Annotated in this window: 15 protein-coding genes and 2 pseudogenes; 10 read left to right on the top strand and 7 right to left on the bottom strand. The window is 48.8% G+C overall.

What is annotated here, in order from left to right:
* Positions 1-19: 19 nt before the first annotated feature.
* The 5 genes and pseudogenes from ACMYSN_RS12120 to ACMYSN_RS12100 all read left to right on the top strand — a co-directional run bounded on the left by ACMYSN_RS12120 (position 20) and on the right by ACMYSN_RS12100 (position 4,083).
* Positions 20-376, top strand: coding sequence for a type IV toxin-antitoxin system YeeU family antitoxin (locus tag ACMYSN_RS12120; RefSeq protein ID WP_462498139.1), 357 nt, complete (start codon positions 20-22; stop codon positions 374-376).
* 21 nt (positions 377-397) lie between these two features.
* A pseudogene (locus ACMYSN_RS12115) lies at positions 398-487 on the top strand (TA system toxin CbtA family protein); the annotation flags it as partial.
* Between the two features lie 248 nt (positions 488-735).
* Positions 736-2,358 carry an AAA family ATPase gene (locus tag ACMYSN_RS12110; protein WP_462498138.1) on the top strand — a complete coding sequence of 541 codons (1,623 nt, stop codon included), beginning with the start codon at positions 736-738 and terminating at the stop codon, positions 2,356-2,358.
* Positions 2,359-2,716: 358 nt separating this feature from the next.
* Complete coding sequence (locus ACMYSN_RS12105; protein ID WP_462498137.1) at positions 2,717-3,613, top strand: hypothetical protein; 897 nt, start codon at positions 2,717-2,719, stop codon at positions 3,611-3,613.
* A complete protein-coding gene (locus ACMYSN_RS12100; protein WP_462498136.1) occupies positions 3,571-4,083 on the top strand; it encodes an HNH endonuclease in 513 nt (170 codons plus the stop codon). Before ACMYSN_RS12105 ends, ACMYSN_RS12100 begins: the two co-directional genes overlap by 43 nt.
* 834 nt (positions 4,084-4,917) lie before the next feature.
* Here ACMYSN_RS12100 and ACMYSN_RS12095 read toward each other — a convergent pair.
* The 6 genes from ACMYSN_RS12095 to ACMYSN_RS12070 all read right to left on the bottom strand — a co-directional run bounded on the left by ACMYSN_RS12095 (position 4,918) and on the right by ACMYSN_RS12070 (position 9,722).
* Positions 4,918-5,124: a hypothetical protein gene (locus ACMYSN_RS12095; RefSeq protein ID WP_462498135.1), complete on the bottom strand. Its 207-nt coding sequence runs from the start codon at positions 5,122-5,124 to the stop codon at positions 4,918-4,920.
* A 286-nt stretch (positions 5,125-5,410) separates the two neighbouring features.
* On the bottom strand, positions 5,411-5,800 hold the full coding sequence (locus ACMYSN_RS12090; RefSeq protein WP_462498134.1) for a VOC family protein: 390 nt from the start codon (positions 5,798-5,800) through the stop codon (positions 5,411-5,413).
* 1 nt (position 5,801) lies between these two features.
* Positions 5,802-7,133 carry a sugar MFS transporter gene (gene fucP, locus ACMYSN_RS12085; protein WP_462498133.1) on the bottom strand — a complete coding sequence of 444 codons (1,332 nt, stop codon included), beginning with the start codon at positions 7,131-7,133 and terminating at the stop codon, positions 5,802-5,804.
* A 36-nt stretch (positions 7,134-7,169) separates the two neighbouring features.
* The gene (locus tag ACMYSN_RS12080) at positions 7,170-8,111 is read right to left on the bottom strand and encodes a ribokinase (RefSeq protein WP_462498132.1); all 942 of its coding nucleotides are present in this window, start codon (positions 8,109-8,111) and stop codon (positions 7,170-7,172) included.
* Positions 8,112-8,122: 11 nt separating this feature from the next.
* The gene (gene alsE, locus ACMYSN_RS12075) at positions 8,123-8,812 is read right to left on the bottom strand and encodes a ribulose-phosphate 3-epimerase (RefSeq protein ID WP_462498131.1); all 690 of its coding nucleotides are present in this window, start codon (positions 8,810-8,812) and stop codon (positions 8,123-8,125) included.
* 109 nt (positions 8,813-8,921) lie between these two features.
* On the bottom strand, positions 8,922-9,722 hold the full coding sequence (locus ACMYSN_RS12070) for a DeoR/GlpR family DNA-binding transcription regulator (RefSeq protein ID WP_462498130.1): 801 nt from the start codon (positions 9,720-9,722) through the stop codon (positions 8,922-8,924).
* Positions 9,723-10,122: 400 nt separating this feature from the next.
* Here ACMYSN_RS12070 and deoC point away from each other — a divergent pair, with 400 nt between their 5' ends.
* The 4 genes from deoC to ACMYSN_RS12050 all read left to right on the top strand — a co-directional run bounded on the left by deoC (position 10,123) and on the right by ACMYSN_RS12050 (position 13,927).
* Positions 10,123-10,836, top strand: coding sequence for a 2-deoxyribose-5-phosphate aldolase (deoC, locus tag ACMYSN_RS12065; protein ID WP_462498129.1), 714 nt, complete (start codon positions 10,123-10,125; stop codon positions 10,834-10,836).
* A 53-nt stretch (positions 10,837-10,889) separates the two neighbouring features.
* Positions 10,890-12,395, top strand: a complete 1,506-nt coding sequence (locus tag ACMYSN_RS12060; protein WP_462498128.1) for a xylulokinase — start codon at positions 10,890-10,892, stop codon at positions 12,393-12,395.
* 55 nt (positions 12,396-12,450) lie between these two features.
* A complete protein-coding gene (locus ACMYSN_RS12055; protein WP_462498127.1) occupies positions 12,451-13,224 on the top strand; it encodes a DeoR/GlpR family DNA-binding transcription regulator in 774 nt (257 codons plus the stop codon).
* A 256-nt stretch (positions 13,225-13,480) separates the two neighbouring features.
* Positions 13,481-13,927, top strand: coding sequence for a hypothetical protein (locus tag ACMYSN_RS12050; protein WP_462498251.1), 447 nt, complete (start codon positions 13,481-13,483; stop codon positions 13,925-13,927).
* 44 nt (positions 13,928-13,971) lie between these two features.
* Here ACMYSN_RS12050 and ACMYSN_RS12045 read toward each other — a convergent pair whose 3' ends face one another.
* A complete protein-coding gene (locus tag ACMYSN_RS12045) occupies positions 13,972-14,172 on the bottom strand; it encodes a hypothetical protein (protein ID WP_462498126.1) in 201 nt (66 codons plus the stop codon).
* 234 nt (positions 14,173-14,406) lie between these two features.
* Between ACMYSN_RS12045 and ACMYSN_RS12040 the strand changes: the two are divergent.
* A pseudogene (locus ACMYSN_RS12040) lies at positions 14,407-14,570 on the top strand (transposase); the annotation flags it as partial.
* Between the last annotated feature and the right edge of the window lie 97 nt (positions 14,571-14,667).

Raw genomic sequence — 14,667 nt, 5'->3', positions numbered from 1 at the left:
CCTTTAATCAGGAACAATAATGAACAATCACTCAGACCCCGGTACCAAACCGGAGAATCCCGCCTGTCAGCAGTGGGGGCTTAAACGCGCTATTACACCCTGTTTTGGCGCTCGTCTGGTACAGGAAGGCAGTCGGGTGCATTTTCTCGCTGACCGCGCCGGGTTTAACGGTGCTTTCAGCGATGATTACGCGCTGCACCTGGATCAAGCCTTTCCGTTGATACTCAAGCAACTGGAGCTGATGCTCACCAGCGGGGAACTCTCTTCACGGCATCAGCACTGTGTCACGCTTTACCACAACGGACTCACCTGCGAAGCTGATACGCTTGGTAGTTGCGGCTACGTATACTTCGCTGTTTATCCCACTCAACTTTAATTTCTTTCACGAGAGCCATCAATGAAGTTTCTACCTGCAACAACTCTGCGTGCAGCGAAGTCATGCCCGCCACCTGTCGCTATCTGGCAAATGTTACTTACTCATCTGCTATCGGCATAGTCTTTACCAAGTTGACTTTAAACGGATACTTAGTGTCCGCTTTGTGCCAAGAACGGACGAGCTGACTGAGTTATTGTTCAAAGACACGGTTCTATCGAAATATATAGACATGCCGATTCAGTATGAGCAGACAATTCTAGCTACAAGAGCTAAGAAAAGTAATGTGGCGACTGCCAAAATCTTAGAATACAATGGATAGATATAAATAATAGTAGCTCTACTTAGTTTAGGAGAAAAACTTGGAAAATTACGTTGGTATTCCTATTCCTTCAGAGAACATTGAAAATGGATTATTGCCCATCTATAAAGGACAGGTTCTTTTTATTCTTGGAGCTAATGGTGCTGGCAAGTCATCACTAATATATCACATACTAAAAAACCTAAGAGATTATAATAATGTCGTATTGATATCTGCGCATAGGCAAATTTGGTTTGACACATCGGTTATTGATATGTCGAACTCGGAGTTTGCTTCTACTTTAGAATATCTTCAAAACAACGTAAGATACTCAAACACTTCTCGTTGGAAAGTCGAGGATGCAAGACAAAGCAAACTTCCTGTCATTAGATTAAAAAAGGCAATTAATAGAAGGAATAGAGATGTTGCCGATAAAGTAGACGCAAGAGATATAGATGGAGCGCTCAAGGTTAGTGTGTCACCTAAAGAAGTAATTAATTCAGTTTTAATATCATCAGGAATGCCTATCACAATAGAGCACGATGATGAAGATAATATTATGGCAGTCAACTCAAAATATAACCCGCCATCAATTTACTCTATATCTCAATTATCTGATGGCGAGAAAAATGCCATAACTATATCCGCTGATGTTATATCAGCATTGCCAGGCGCTCTTTTTATCATTGATGAGCCTGAAAGGCATTTACATAGGTCTGTTTCATCTCCCTTGCTATCGGAACTGATAGCAATCAGGCCTGATTGCTTTTTCATTGTATCAACACACGATATAGGTCTTGCTTCAGATATGGATAATTCACAGATTCTTTTGGTAAAATCGTGTAGATATAGTTCTGAAATCGCAACTTCGTGGGAAACGGAACTCATAAGAGATCCCGGTTCAATTTCGGATCACATAAAAAAAGATATTATCGGTGCAAAAGAGAAAGTTATTTTCATAGAGGGAATAAACTCAAGTCTTGATATAGGACTTTATAAATCAATTTTTCCCGATGTTTCGTTAATCCCGAAGGAGGGCTGTGAAGATGTGGCTATTTCGGTCAGAGGTATTAGAGGTAATGATAAGCTAGGATGGGTTAATGCATTTGGATTGGTTGACAATGATAATAAGAAAACAGAAGAAATTGATAGCTTAAAAAGTGATTTTATCTTTACACTAAAATATCACTCTATTGAATCAATATTCTATCATCCTGTAATGATAGAGTTCTTCATAAAAAAGCACGGTGACATTTTTGAAATTGATATTTCGGTTATGAACAATATTAAGCAAGATATTCTTGCTGTATTAATTGATCCTTCAAAGAAGAAGGATTTATGTAGCCTTGCTGTTAATAAATCAGTAAGATGGATGTTTAATCAATTAATGCCAAGTCATAGAGGCGGCTTCGAGAATAAAAACGTGTCAATTAATGCTGGAGATATTTATAACAATGAGCTATCGATTTATGAAGATGCTCTTGAACGAAAAGATGTTAATTTCTTGATAGAAAGATATTCAATTAGGCGAACTGGTATGATAGATAAAATCATTCGCAGGCTTAACTGTCCAAATCGTGCATTTTATGAAACTAAAATTATGTCCTTAGTGAGAGATGACCAAGAGGCCAGGCATTTTGTTATAGAGTGTTTGGATGGATTACCAGAATCTGTATATTCTTAAAAAAATATTTCACACTAATAAACATCACGGATAACAGTCCTTTTTCAAATAGGTCTGTTATCTCTATAGTGTTTCTTCATCTGCATTCATGTTAGACAGTGCTAGCTTCTTAGCACTACACATAGTGACCGCCTCTCGCCCGCAGCGGACCTTCAGATCAGGTAACATGTCCGCTTCGTGCCAGAGGCGGAAGTTGTCGTTTTCGGACAATTTAATTGCTCAGCCTCAAAATTATTTTGGTAAATAGGTTGGATACTATCAGTAAAAGCCTTGGTCTATTATTCCCACGCTGGTCACCAAACATCTAACCAAAGCACTCAAGTAGTAGCCCAGTTTGATAATGTAAAAGAGAGACAATATGCCTATCGAAGTCCGTGGACACCTGATCGTGTCTCCCTTTACCTTTGTGTGTGATGGTAAGCTTTACCGCAGCTCAAATGCAAAGGGCTGGACCAATATTCAGGATCAGTTCGGTTACTCGGTGTTTGGTCGTTACCAAAATGCTTGGCGTGTGCGTAACGTTCCTTGTACGTCTAATCGTGATAGTGAGCTAACGCGTGGCTTCCGTGCGGCCCTGATGCGCCAGACTGGCCTTAACTACTCTCAGATTGATAACTACATCAATGATCAGGTTAGAAAGGGTAATCAGGTGCTGGTTGAAGGAAATAGCGTGAAAGTCTACAACGGCAAGACCACGGTTAAAGTTTCTGGCTTCTCAAATGATATTCCAACCGTTCCAGCAACCACGCCTGTGCCCGTAAAGACGAAGAAAAACAAGACCGAGGGCATGGCCGTTCATTTCGCTATGCTTCGTAGTAAAGGAGTCCCCCTTGGTGACGAACAGGCATTTCATGACTGGTACAAGCAGAATCCCAAACAGTCTAAAGGCAAGCCGCTGGTTAATGCTATTAAGCTCTGGGGAAATCTGACCGCGGAGGCTGTCGCTCAGCCCGAACCGGAGGTCATGGCCGCAATAGAACCTACCTCCGTGATTAAGTCTGCGAAGGTGAAAAAGCCAATTGCGGAAAACAATATTGCCATGGGATATCGCAGAAACGGGGTACCAGAGGAACACCTAGAGGCATATCACGACTGGTATTCGAAGCAAGCGGATAAATATCACGGTATGAAACTCGCTGAGGTAGTTGACATCTGGAAAGCCGAAACTAGCTTGGCCAAAGCCCCCCTGCGCTCGTTATTTTGGATATTCCTGTGCCGCAACTTTGTCTGCCTGCCCCAACGCCAGAATCTCTAGCTGCAGACAAAGTACAAAAAGCGAAGTCGGCCAGAGCTACCCATAAATACCGTGAGCGCAAAAAGCGCAAGCTTGTGGAAGATCGCGATCACGAAGAAGATGTGCCTTTCTATGGGCACCGCCGTCGTAATCAGGCGCAGTTTCGTGCAGATGTAGCCACTAACTGTAACGATCGCTGCGTTGCTACAGGTGCCAGTATAATCCGCTGCGAAGCGGCTCACTTGGTGCAGCATGCTCGTAAAGGTGGGGCCAGCTTTAAAAATGGATTATTACTACGTGCAGACCTACACAGCCTGTTCGATATGGGCGCAATGGCGATTGACCCAGAACAGCTTACTATGCACTTCACCTCAGAAGTTCTAGCCTCTGACCCAGATCTGTGGAAACTTGAAGCGATGAAAATTCGCCTGACCGATAAGCCGATTAAAGTTGAGAATCTTTTGAAACGCAGGGAAAATTTCAATAAATAACTGAGACAGACGCTGATGAATAGAAATGCAGTTATCAAATAACGATGACCTTCTCCTCAGTGATTTTGTCTATTAAAGCTAGACTATTCTCTGTAGGAAATATGTCTGCTCTTCGCTCATAGCAGACTACAAGCGCTTAGGTTCTGCCCACCTTGTACCAGAAGCTGTCAATGCTAGTATTGCGATATATCGAACGACGAGTGAAGGTCAGGGTATATGACGGTAACCAGGGAAAGCATGAAAAAATGGATCATCGAGTGTCTTCGGGAACGTGGTGGTAGTGCTTGGCCACGTGAAGTTTCAAAGTACGTATGGGACAGCTACGAGGCTGAGCTTAGAGATTCGGGAGATATGTTGTATACGTGGCAATATGACATTCGTTGGGCCGCTCAACAATTGAGAAACGAGGGTACTCTGAAACCAGTAAATAGACGCAGAGATTTGCCATGGGAACTAGCATCGCAAGAGTAAGTTTAATGTTCAACTCGCGGCCACATCTAACTTTGTTCTGAGCGGATGCGAATTGATGTCTCTGAAGAAAACTTTCCTGCCTGCCTGAATATTGCTTTGACAGCCATATCGGTGTTCTACTGATATGGCTTTATACCCACTCGCAATGTCTATTTCTTGTACGGATTTTAACTTGTGGGTACAGTAACGGGTATAACTATTTATTCCTATTTATAAACAACATTGATATCAGTCTATTAGGTTTGAAGTTCGAGTCCGGCCTTCGCTCGTACCCAGTTCGGCCTGTTTCAGGGCAAAGACAATCTGCTCTTCGGTGAATCGTGACTTTTTCATCGGCACAACCTCCGCTCAGGGGAGTAGTCATCATGCCGGAATTCTGTTTCTGAATGGAGCAGGATCTCGGGTCAGGGTCACTTCATGGGGATGAGAGTAGGTATGATTTTTTGGATCAAGACTGTAATTTCCTTGTTTGAGCTTCCGTTGATACTCTTCTTTCTCAAGCTCAAATGCCATTGAGTTTTCGGCTGCGGATAATACAAATCGTTTGGTGTCAGTGATTAAATACCACATGCCTTTATAAATAATCCTTAATTTACAATGGTTTAATTGTATTGTTCGATTTCCTTCGCCCGCTCCAGATTGACTTCTCCCCGACTCTCCTGAATTCAATTATCCCTTGTAATATTAATTAATGCATGGCAGATAATGGTGGTGATAAAGACATCATCGGCAACACCATTAAGTACTTTAGCCATCTGTGCATTACTGATTTCATGACGAATCCGATCCTTTTAGACCCGATTTATCTGGGTCTAAAAGGATGCCTGTACAGAAAAATATATTTTATAACAGCACGTTATTTTTTAAATGCGTCGAACTCAAGACGTTCGCCATCCGGGCCGCGAATAAGCAGGAAACGCACGCATTCTTCCTCAACAGGCCCTTCATCCAGCGGATAGCCGAGTGCTTCCAGTCTCTTCTGAACGGCATCCAGGTCGCTGACTTCAAGTGCAAGATGATCGATACCGCAGCGAGGCGAGTCAAAAGGAACCCCTTCGGGTAGTTGGTACAGTTCGAGAACCGTACCCCCCATTTCAATAAAAGCGACCTCAATGGCGCCCTGCGGCGAGGGTTTGCTAAACCGCTGCTGGCGCTTAAAGCCTAGTGGTTCATAGAAGGCCAACGAACGCGTTAAATCATTCACCTGATACCCGATATGGGCAATATTGTTGATAAGTTCGCGCATCTTATACCCCCTTACGCACGCACCAGAAACCGTAGAAAGCGACATAAACAAAACACAATAACGGGGCGATAAAGGCGATTTGCATATTGCCGCCGTTCATATCAGAAATAATCCCCATCACCAGCGGAATAACGGCCCCGCCGATAATTGACATCACGACTATCGATCCTGCGGTTTGTGTATCTTTCCCCATACCTTTGATGACCAGACCAAAGTTGGTCGGCCAGCATGGCGCCATACAGAAACTCACGAGAATCAGCGCGTAGACCGCCAGCATTGAGCTGCTAAATACGGCAATCAACAGGAGGGCTGTTGCTGCTAATGCAAAGGTGCCAAGCAGTAATGCCGGATTCAGTCGGTTCATCAACCAGGTCGCAATCGCTTTTCCAACGGCGTAAATCACCAGCGAAGCCAGCAGCCAATAGGTGGCAGAGTGCTCGCTGGTGCCCTGCTGCACGAGCTGCACGAAGCGAATAGTGAAGCTCCATACGCCTACCTGAGCACCCACGTATAAAAACTGCGACAGAACCCCAAGACGGAAACGTGGTATGGCAAACAGGCGTTTAAGCGTTGGTCCCATGCTTTCTGCGGGAACCTGCTGCTGAGATTGCGTGCCCTTGCATGTCGGGAATTTGATAAAAACAAAAACCAGAGCCAGCACCACCAACACAGAACCGATAATCAGGTAAGGCCCGACAACCTGTCCCACCATCTGGTGGCGCGCGGCGTCCGCGGCGGCGGCGGGCATTGCCAGCAGCTGTTCATGGCTGGGATCGTGTTCGCCAAAGACCATAACCTGGCCGATAAGCACGCCGGAAATAACGCCGAGGGAATTAAATATCTGTGAGAAGTTAATGCGCTGGGTGGAGGACTGAATGGGGCCAAGCAGGCTTGAGTAGGTATTCGCCGAGGTTTCCAGGAAAGAGAGTCCGCAGGCAATAACCCCCAGGCAGGCGAGGAACGCGCCATAGGTCATGATCTGCGCGGCCGGAATGAACAGGAAGCAGCCGAGGGCGTACAGGCACAGCCCAATAATAATCGCCGCTTTATACGAATAACGTTTAATCAGCGCCGCCGCAGGCAGGGCGACAAAAAAGTAACCGAGGAAAAAAATCGACTGCACCAGCGCGGTCTGAGTATCCGTTAAATCAAAACCCTTTTTAAATTGGGCAATCAATATGTCGTTCAGGTTGCCCGCCATACCCCATAGCGCAAACAGGCAGCACACCAGTAAAAACTGGAGCCAGGGGGTATGCGGTAAATAGGCGCTGGTATCCAATTTTTCGGTTTGGACCGCCGCTTTATCGACCTTATCCGTTGTTAGCGTACTCATTGAGCTATCCTCGTAATGGTTTTTATATCGTAGGGTTTATGCCATTTCATAATCAGAGGTGGCACGTAAAAGACGTTCCTGGGCTTCTTCGTAATCTGGTAAGGATGACGCGCCCTGTTTTTCAACGCTGACGGCGGCATAGGCTGCGGCAAATTGCGCCGCTGTATGCAAGGGCTCGCCGCAGGCAAGCCGCGCCGCCAGCGCGCCGTTGAATGCATCGCCCGCGCCGGTGGTATCGCGGGGATGAGAAGGAAAGCACGGGATATGGGATTTTACGCCTTGCTCACTCAGCAATGCGCCATTTGCGCCAAGCGTAATAATGACGTTGCGGGCGCCTTGGGCATGCAGAACATCTGCGGCTTCTGAAGCACCTGCGAGATCGTCAACGCGACATCCGGTCATTAACCTGGCCTCTGTCGCATTCGGGGTGAGCAAATCAACTTTGCTAAGAAAAGCCTTGTCAACGGGTTGCCAGGGCGCGGGATTCAGAACCACAAATGCACCGGCCTTTTTGCCCGCATCAACGACTTGTTCAATGGCGGAAAGGTTATTTTCCAGCTGGACCAGAACCACATCTGCGCAGCCGATGGCGGGAATACAGGCGGCGATTTCATCATCGGTCACCGTCATGTTGGCACCGGGATCGACGGCAATCATGTTTTCGGCATCGTTGCAGGCAACATAAATCAGCGCATTGCCGGTGGGGACAGACTCCGCGACCAATAGCGTCACGGCATTAAAACCGATGCTTTTCAGATGGCGACGAGCAAAATGGCCGAACGTATCATTACCAATCTTGCCGATATAGTGGACATTGGCCCCTGCTTTTAGCGCGGCGGTGGCCTGGTTCGCCCCTTTTCCTCCGGCGCTGGTCATACTTCCGCAGGCGACTAACGATTCGCCCGGTACGGGAAAGCGCTCCACTCTGGCGACCATATCGAAATTGAATGAACCAAAAACGCAGACTTTTTCTGACATTATTCACTCCTCTATACGTGCTCAGGGGAACGCAGCGCGGCGGCCAGGTCCCGGGACATATTTTCCCAGGACTGCGCGAGGGGCATATCCGGGCGAAATAAACCGCTGCTGCCCATAATCAATATCTGTGCCCCGGCTCCCAGCAGCTCACGGTAGGTGTGGCGGTTGCATGAGCCGTCGACTTCCAGCAAGAAGTTGAGGTTACGGGTCTCTTTTAGCTGATGAAGCTGGGTGATTTTTGCGGTCATTTCGGGAATAAACGGCTGACCGGCATAGCCCGGATCGACGGTCATCACGGTGACCTTATCGAGCAGATGCAGATAGTGCTGCACGCTCTCAATTGGCGTGGCGGGATTGAGTACCATGCCAACTTCTTTTCCCGCATGGCGAATCATATTGATGACGCGAAAGGCTTCCCGGCAGATGGTTTCCGGGTGAAGTGAAATGGCGTCTGCCCCGGCCTTAATGAGTGCCGGGATAAACGACACTGGTTCTTCTACCATCAAATGCACATCGATTGGCAGCGATGTAAAAGGGCGAATTTGCTTTACAAAACTGGCCGATAGCGCCAGGTTTTTGACGTAGTGCCCATCCATCACGTCGACATGCAGCCTGTCGGCTTTGTCGTTTAAAAAGTGCAGCTGTTCCGTCAGCTTCATCATGTCCATACACATGAGAGAGGGAGAAATGTAATAACGCATAAGGCCTCTTTGTTCCGGTCGTAGGCTGATTTCAGGCAAAGTCTGGTCCTACCGCGCGAAGCAGCGTTTCGACAATGCTCGTATTAACCGTCACGTCATGACGGTGCACTCAGGCGATGTGTATGCCAACGTTGTGCCAGGTCATCTCTTTCTCCAGCAACGGATCGTCAAACTTTTCGGTGATTAAACAGTCCAGTTCGCCTAATCCTCCTAGCCGCGCTACGCCCAAACGTCCCAACTTGCTGGCATCGACGAGCGCAATCACCTGTCGTGCTGCCACCATCATCTGTCTTAGCAGCGCGGCGTGGGCTTCCGTTCCCGTATACAGGCCGCTATCGCGTTCCAGGCCCTGACATGAGAAAAAAAGCGTATCTACGGCGTACTCGCGAAGCATCCTTGAGGTGGTTTCACCAAAGAACGACTCTTCGCTCGGGGAAAAATCGCCCCCTAGCCCCACCAGATGCAATGAGCGTCTGCTCATCAGCGCTTGCAAGATCCGGATGGACGGCGTGATAACCGTTAACGCTATCTCAGGCATCTGGCGGGCTAAAAACCAGCTGGTGCTGCTGCCGTCCAGCAAAATCGTCTTTCCCGGTTGAAGGAACTGCAGCGCTTTCCGGGCAATGCGCATTTTGCCTTCACTGTGCAGCAACGTTCTTTGCTGAAAGCTTCCCAGGGTATCCTCTACCGGGAGGGCGAAAGTTATCGTTTTGCTCGCCGGGAACGGGTTTTCCGCGACGAGCGCCCCACCATGACTACGATTTAATATCCCTTGTCGCTCCAGCTCGTTCAGATCGCGGCGGATCGTTTCTCTGGAAACATGAGCCGCCTGCGCAATTTCATTTACCCGCATGACTCCGCGTTGGCCCAACAGCTCGATAATCAAACGATGACGTTCCAGCGGCAACATAGCTCTCTCCTGCAGTGCATAATCAGATTACCTGTCCCTCGAACAGGGCGTTGCGACGCCGGGAATATCCGCTGAAGGCCGCATTTTTCTCGTCGGGCTGTGTGATAGAACGCGCATTTCAACCCTCTATCACCTACATATTTCGATTGCCTCACCTGTTATCCAGTCACAAACAAAAACAAACAAAAACAAATGCAATATTGCTTTTGCGCCTGTTTATGACCGTTTTTGCCCGCCCAGAGATGGCGTCATTCATTTTTCGTCTTTTAATTAAAAACAAATGAAAATAAAAAAATGCTAATTTGATCACGTTATTTTCATTTGATGCGTTTTTAAATGGATTTATGCGAGATAACATCATTAAATGAAAGCAACTAAAAACAAAGAGCAGGATTAAATCATGAATGAAACAACCCGTCGTTTTGCACGTTTGATTGACCTGAGCGCAGTGCAGGCAACCAGTACTGAAGCCGATGTTCGCGCCTGTGCCGAACTGGCGACTCGATACAACATTATTTCCGTACATGTGCTGCCCTGCTGGACACGCTTTCTCAGTACGTTACTGCCGCAGCAGGGAATGGGAGATGTCATGATTGGAGGACCGGTCGGCTTTCCCGGCGGCGGGCATGCTACCGACACCAAGGTTCAGGAAGTACGGCAGCTGATTGCCGATGGTGCTCGCGAAGTGGATATGGTGGTGAACATCGGCAAAGTTTTATCCGGCGATTATGACTATGTGCGTGAAGATTTACGCCGCGTAGTGGAAGCCGCCGCCCCCGTACCGGCGAAAGTGATCCTCGAAACGCATTATCTGAACGAAGAGCAAATTCGTCGCGTTTGTGATATTGCCGTAGAGGTCGGGATGAAGTGGGTTAAGACCTCCACCGGCTGGGCGCCGACGGGCGCGACGGTGGAAAAAGTCAGCATCATCGCCAATCAGCTTAACGGTCGAATCGATATTAAAGGCGCAGGGGGCATTCGCGATCTGGAAACGGTCCGCGCGCTCTATCAGCTTGGCGTTCGCCGCTTTGGTATGAGCCATGGTGCGGTAACAAAAGTGCTGGCGGAACTGGAGCAATACCCTGAACGCTTTCCTGAGTTGAATGCCAGGTAAACTGAGAGGCTGCGGGCCTGATGGCCCGCCTTAAGACGTCACCGGAGTCAGTGATGAAAGATAAAATACTCACTATTGATGTTGGTACTGGCAGTACTCGCGCGGCTATTCTGCAAGTCGATGGCACCATGATCGGCTTTGCGCAAAGGGAGTATGAGCAAACGACGCCACGTGCGGGTTGGTCAGAACAGGCCCCTTCACTATGGTGGCAGGCCGCCTGTGAGTGCATCCGCGAAGTTCTCCACCGTTATCCTGAAACGGTTTCGCAGATTGCGGTTATTGGCGCCTGCGGGCAGATGCATGGCACGGTGCTGCTGGACGATGATGGCAAGCTGCTGGAGGACCGGGCACTATTGTGGAATGACAAACGCAGCCAGCCTCAGGTTGATGCCTTTGTTGCGCGAGAAGGGCGGGACAAGTGGCTGACGCATTTAAATAACCCGCCAGCGGCGGCATGGCCCGCTTTTAAACTTGCGTGGTGGCGCGAGCATCATCCGCAAAGCTGGCCGAAGTTAGCTAAAGTTCTGATGCCAAAAGACTATATTAACTTTATGCTGAGCGGTGCTCTGGCGACCGACTATAGTGAGGCATCCTGCTATTTTCTCATGGATAGCGAAACCCTAAGCTGGTCTTCGCATGCCTGCGAGATGTTTGGCCTCAGGGTCGATCAGTTACCGGACCTCAAACTATCCAGCGATGTTATCGGGCAGGTGACGCCGCTTGCATCCGGCCTTACGGGGCTGCCGATGGGGATCCCGGTGGTTGCCGGCACTTCTGATATGGCGGCTTCCTTGATCGGTTCAGGCGTGTATGAGCCAGGAATGGCCTCTGATTCCACGGGGACCTCGACGCTGATAACGGTGGTGTCGCAGCGTCCATTACAGCATTCGTTGGTCAATAACCTTCATCTGGCAAACTCTGCCTGGGGTGGGTTCACTATTCTGGATGCTGGCGGTGATGCCGTTCGCTGGGCGCGGCTAGCGCTTTCCGACAACCAGATCACGCACCCGCAGCTTTTGCAGGAGGCGGCGGAGGTACCGGCAGGCGCGGAAGGGTTGCTATTTCTTCCCTATCTGACGGGAGAGCGTCTGGCCGAGAAAAACAATTCGCGTGCGCAGTTCTTCGGCCTGCAGCGAAAGCATCGTCGCGGCCATTTATTCCGTGCGGTGCTTGAAGGGGTAGCGTTTGCTTCCTGGCGCAACCTCCGTCAACTGCAGGAGTGCGGACAATATCCGCAACAAATGATCGCTTCCGGCGGCGGCGCGCGCGGCCAGCTATGGCTTGAAATCAAAGCTGCGGCCTACAATCTTCCGATATTATCTACGCGCAATCAGGAGAATGGCGTCACCGGATGCGGTATTATCGCGGGAGTTGGCGTGGGGGTTTACGCCGACTTTGCTAGCGGCGTGCGGCAGACGGTGCAATTCGATAAACTGATCTCGCCCGATCCCCGACTGCGGGACTATTACCAATCCTGCACGGAGCTATTTGATACACTCTATCGGCAATCCACTGCCTTATATGACCGGCTGGATGCCCTGAGCGCAGGACCAGATTGAAGGTAAGCCAGCGCTGTTATCGTGCGGTAAATGGCGTAAATAAAAGAGAGGCAGAATGTTTGCAGAAGAAAGACAGGAGAAGTTGCTCAGTATTCTCAGGGAAAAACGCAAAGTTGCTGTTTCTGAGATGTGTGATGTCTTTAATGTATCTGGAGCCACCATTCGCGCCGATCTCCGCCAACTGGAAGATGAAGGGCTACTCACCCGTACGCATGGCGGGGCCGTTCTTCGCACGCGGGCGAGCTTCGAACAGGCCTCTGATACGCGCGAAATTGTTAACCTCAGCGCGAAAGAGCGGATCGGCCAACGTGCGGCGGCGCTGGTGGAGGATGGCGACATTATCGTGTTGGATACGGGCACGACGACTCTGCATATCGCGCGCAACATTCGCGATCGACAGAACGTCACGGTGGTGACCAACGATTATCAAATTGCTCGTGAGTTGGAAGCCAGCCCCTCTATTCAGACCATTCTGCTGGGCGGGATCGTGAAGAAGGGATACCACTGCGTGGTGGCGATCAACGGGCGCTCCATTCTTGATACGCTGAACGTCGATAAAGCGTTTATGGGCACGAATTCGCTCTCGCTAAAACACGGCGCCTGCGTTGCCGATATTCTGCTGGCAGAAACGAAACGCGGAATGGTTGAACACGCCAGCCAGGTGATTATTGTCTGTGACTATAGCAAGCTCAATAACACCTCTCTTGCCCAGTTTACTGCCGCAAGTCGCATTGATACCGTGGTGATCGATCGCCTGCCCGATGAGGTTCAGGAGTATCGTAACGCCGGAATTCAGATTATCTCTCTGGATGAAGAGGAACACCTTTAGCGTCAGTCTCAGCGACGTAGTCAATAAGCTGGCCGCTTATCACGGCTGGCCGGTCCTGCTTTATCTCTCCCGGTACGATAACTTCCTCCACGGCATCCGGACATTTTTATTCATTTTTCTACTGCGGTAGTCTAATCAAAACGAGAAGGCTTAAATCTCTCCATAACAAAGCCCGCTCATGGCCCCGAACTCAGCCAGAACCTATCAGGAAGAGACAACTATGACGCAAAAAAGTATCCTGGAACTGCTCAACTAACTGGAAACTCCGCAGGACAATGACGCTCTGCGCTGGGTCGCTGAGCAAAATAACCGTACCATCGCAAAATTTGCGCAGGATGAGCGTTTTCACCGTACGCAGAAGGCCGTTTTGCAATCGCTGGACGATCAATCGAATATTCCCTGGGTTAGCCACTATCGCGATACGGTTTATAGCTTTTGGCAGAATGACCAGTATCCGCACGGAATCTGGCGTCGAACGACGGAATCATCCTGGTTAACGGATAATCCTGAATGGGAAACGGTACTGGACATCGATCGACTAAATGAAGAGGAGAGCGCAAGCTGGAACTATCACGGTGCCGATATCCTCTATCCGGATTACACTCGAGCGCTAATCTATCTGTCTAGTGTTGGTGATGCATGTGAAATCCGCGAGTTTGATCTGGTTAACAAGACTTTTATTGCCGCCGCACCTGGCTGTTGACCGTGCAAAATGAACTGGAACCCATTGCTATTCCTGAAGATGCATCATGCGGTTTTCTGCAAAACTGGCTTCTGGTGATGCTGACCTCGGCCTGGCAGATTGCCGACAAAATCTATCCCGCAGGCTCGTTGATCGCGACCGATTTTACGGCTTTTCAGCGTGGCCTGCTTAACATCCTGTCGGGTTGTCCAGCATTGCCAGTGGATCACCTCCGAATTGTACAGCCCGTTGATACCTTCTTTCATCGTTTTTTCATACGTATCCCCCTTGCTCGTACTTATCCCGGTGGCTACGCTGCTCCGGATACTTCCGGTGTTATTAATTCCAGTAGCAGTCGAGCTCCGCTTGTGCAAAATAGGTTGACGCCTGGCGTAGAATTTCATTGCTGCGGCGCAGCTCCCTGTAAGTATCCCAGCAAAACGAACCATTCACTTTTAGAGATCTTCCGACATACTGATTATGTCTCTGAGGAGGTCGCTATGCGTAAAACCCGATTCACCGAACACCAGATTATTGCCGTTCTGAAATCTGTCGAACCGACAAAGATGTCTATCGTGAGGTCGCTATTTTTGAAACCAGTTATTACAACTGGAAGGCGAAATATGGTGGGGTGGAAGTCGCTGATATTAAAAAGATCAAAGAGCAAAGATCTTGAGCACGAAAACCACCACTGATCACATAACCAGTCACATGGCCTAACGGCGAAATAACCTAATGTTTAAAAGAATTTTGGGTATACT

This window comes from Klebsiella sp. R445 (genome assembly GCF_051131755.1).
Taxonomy (GTDB): Bacteria; Pseudomonadota; Gammaproteobacteria; order Enterobacterales; family Enterobacteriaceae; genus Klebsiella; species Klebsiella lignicola.
The sequence above is the reverse complement of the archived record's forward strand: the minus strand, read 5'-3'. Positions and strand labels throughout refer to the sequence as shown.